Source organism: Asaia sp. SF2.1, assembly GCF_000505765.1.
GTDB lineage: Bacteria > Pseudomonadota > Alphaproteobacteria > Acetobacterales > Acetobacteraceae > Asaia > Asaia bogorensis.
In genome coordinates this window covers 58474-61168 of the sequence record NZ_AYXS01000007.1, presented here as the reverse complement: position 1 = coordinate 61168, position 2695 = coordinate 58474, and the positions used below count along the sequence as shown (strand labels likewise).

At 60.1% G+C, this 2695-nt stretch carries 3 protein-coding genes; all 3 read right to left on the bottom strand.

Going from position 1 to position 2695, the window contains the following annotated elements:
- Positions 1 to 491: glycosyltransferase family A protein (locus P792_RS36985; RefSeq protein ID WP_023978073.1), on the bottom strand; the 491-nt coding region annotated here is incomplete at its 3' end.
- Positions 466 to 1098, bottom strand: coding sequence for a lysophospholipid acyltransferase family protein (locus P792_RS25180; RefSeq protein ID WP_023978072.1), 633 nt, complete (start codon positions 1096 to 1098; stop codon positions 466 to 468). The genes P792_RS36985 and P792_RS25180, both read right to left, overlap by 26 nt.
- 175 nt (positions 1099 to 1273) lie before the next feature.
- The coding region (locus P792_RS25175; protein ID WP_023978071.1) for an NAD(P)/FAD-dependent oxidoreductase at positions 1274 to 2695 on the bottom strand (1422 nt) is incomplete at its 5' end.

Here is a 2695-nt window from a genome sequence, read left to right as displayed (position 1 = left end):
GACGGGGCGTGTACGCCCTCGGTAAGTGCCAGCAGCCGTGGAATTGCGCGTTCCTCCAGCCGGACATCGGCATCGATGAACAGGAGCCATTCCTGTGTGGCGGCGGCAACAAGCTGGGCGCAGGCATGGTTCTTGCCACACCAGCCTTCAGGGAGAGGTCGTCCGTGCAGCAGTCGTACACGTTTGTCGGCAATGGCTTCGACACGTGCCGCGGTATCGTCCTGAGAGCCATCATCGAGCACCAGAACCTCGCGCACCGCAGCTCCGTTTGCGAGAACGGCCATGATGGCCGCCTCGATCTGTGCCCCTTCGTTGCGTGCGGGAATAAGCACAGAGATACCGGCGCTGCGGGCATTTGAACGTGAGGGCGCGCGGCTCAGGGCACGCAGGTTGAGCAATCCGACCAACAACGGAAAGGCTGCAAGGGCTGCGATGGTCAGTTCAGCCCGCGTCGGGGCTGACCGTTCAGCGCCCTGCGTGGCGTGGGTCATGTTTTTCCCTCCTCATCAGGCTGCTGAGTTTCTGAAGCTGGGCATACAATCCGCCCATGCCGGATCGCCCTTCGAGGAGAAGTCGGAAACGTGCATGGTCGCGTGTGATGACATCTGCCGCCAGCGCATCCTGTGTCGCCTCAAGAGCGTCCTCCAGAAACGCGTGATTGGCCTTGAGGCTACCGGGCAGGCTGGAATGAGGCACGGGCTGGCCGAAACGTATGAATGCTTCTGCCCGACTTTCGGAGCCGTAGGCATATTCGATTGCAACCGGGCTGATCACGCAGTCTGTCGCCTGACTGGCAATATGAGCCAGGCCCGGCTTGAGCCTGACGGGTCGCAGGCGGACATCCGTAAATTGCCCTTGTGCAGTGAGCCAGAAAACGCCGCCGCTTTTCAGGATGGCTACGGAGTGGTGCAGGAACTGCCGTAGCGAACCATGCGATGACGGATCAAGCGGCAGAAACCCGGCACGATTGAGAGTGGGGTAACGTTTAAGCGTCCGGGCATCTATCGGGCCGAAGCCTGGTCGGCCCGGCATGAAATGCGACTGAAGCAACGCAAACAGGGCAGGGTCCCACCAGCCGGGATGGTTGCTGTAGAACAAAGTACCGGATGCTAGGGACGCGTCTGGCTTATGTCCCGACCACTGCACGGAGGCAAAATGACGGGTCAGGCGTTGCCTGAGGGCCCGCGTGATCCAATAAGTAAGAAATGGAGATCGGCCATAGGCTGTCTCCAGTCCCGGTCGCCACGCGTTACCACGGTTGCCGCGTGACAACTCAGCCAGCCGCGCTGCGTGATGCTGCACCCGATGGGGCGACGGGCGCGGGACTATCCGTATCCAGGCAATCCGCAGCGATCCAGCCCGACATGAGCGCCATAGGCATGCCGGGGCCCGGATGAGCGCTGCCACCCGCCATATACAGCCCTGCAATGTCGTCCGACCGATTTGCAGGCTTGAAGCCGCCGCTCAGCTTCCCATGGCTGGCAAGGCCATAAATGGCACCCGCCTGAGGTGAGTATCTCGTATGGATATCCATTGGGGTCAGGTGGTGTTCGGCCACGATACGCTCTTCGATATCAGGCATACCGCCCGCTTTCTTCAGCTTGTCGAGGATAACCTGACGATAACCCGGGAACATCTCGGTCCAGTTCTGGCCGGGGCGCAGATACGGCGTGTGGACCAGCACATAAAGGGCCTCTCCACCTTCCGGCGCGGTTTGCGGCTCGGTCCTGGCGGGCGCAGCGAGATAGCAGGTTGGGTCCGGGGCAGGGCGGCCCTGATGATAGATCGCGTCGAATTCCTCTTCCGCATCGCGTGAGAAGACGAAATTGTGGTGGGCAAGGTGCTCATAGGCCTTGTTCAGGCCCAGATAGAGCACAACGCCCGAGCACGCGGGCTCGCGAGACTTCCACTGGCGACGAAACTGGCGGAAGGCCTTCGGTGCGGCCTTGCGATCGATCAGTTCATACATGGTACGCACGCTGTCCATGTTCGACACGACCGCCGATGCGGCGATGGTTTCGCCGGATTGGGTCTCGACACCATGGACCCGTTTTGCGTCGTGCAGGATACGCTTGATACGACAATTGGTGCGAAACACGACGCCATTCTCTTTGGCGATCTTGCGTAAGGCAACGGGTACCGCGCGTGTTCCGCCTATCGGATACCAGATGCCTTCATCAACCTGCATATGGGCGATACCGGTCAGTACCGCCGGCGCTTGGAGGGGGTTAGAGCCCACATATTGCGTGAAATGATCGAAAACCTGCACAGCCTGCGGGTTGGTGATACGCTTTCTGATCTCATGCCCGAGCGTAGAATGCATACGCAATGCGAGGACGTCTCGCAGCGTCTTGGGCGCAAAAGTCTCACCAATGTTCATGGTGTCGCGCAGTCCGCCGACGGATTTCCAGAATACGAAACGTCGCGAGATATCATGAAGCCGCTCGCTGACCCTGAGCAGATCCTCATAACCAGCTCCATCGCCGGGCTTACGTTTTTCCAGCTCCTCTGACATGAGGGCAATGTCCTCAACCAGATCGAGAGACTGGCCTTCGTCAAAGAAGCAACGCCATTGCGGATCCAGACGACGCAGGTCGAGACGATCCTCCATACGCAGGCCGCTTTCGGCGATGATGCGGCGCAGCACGGAGGGAAGCGTGAGAATGGTCGGTCCCATATCGAAACGGAACCCATC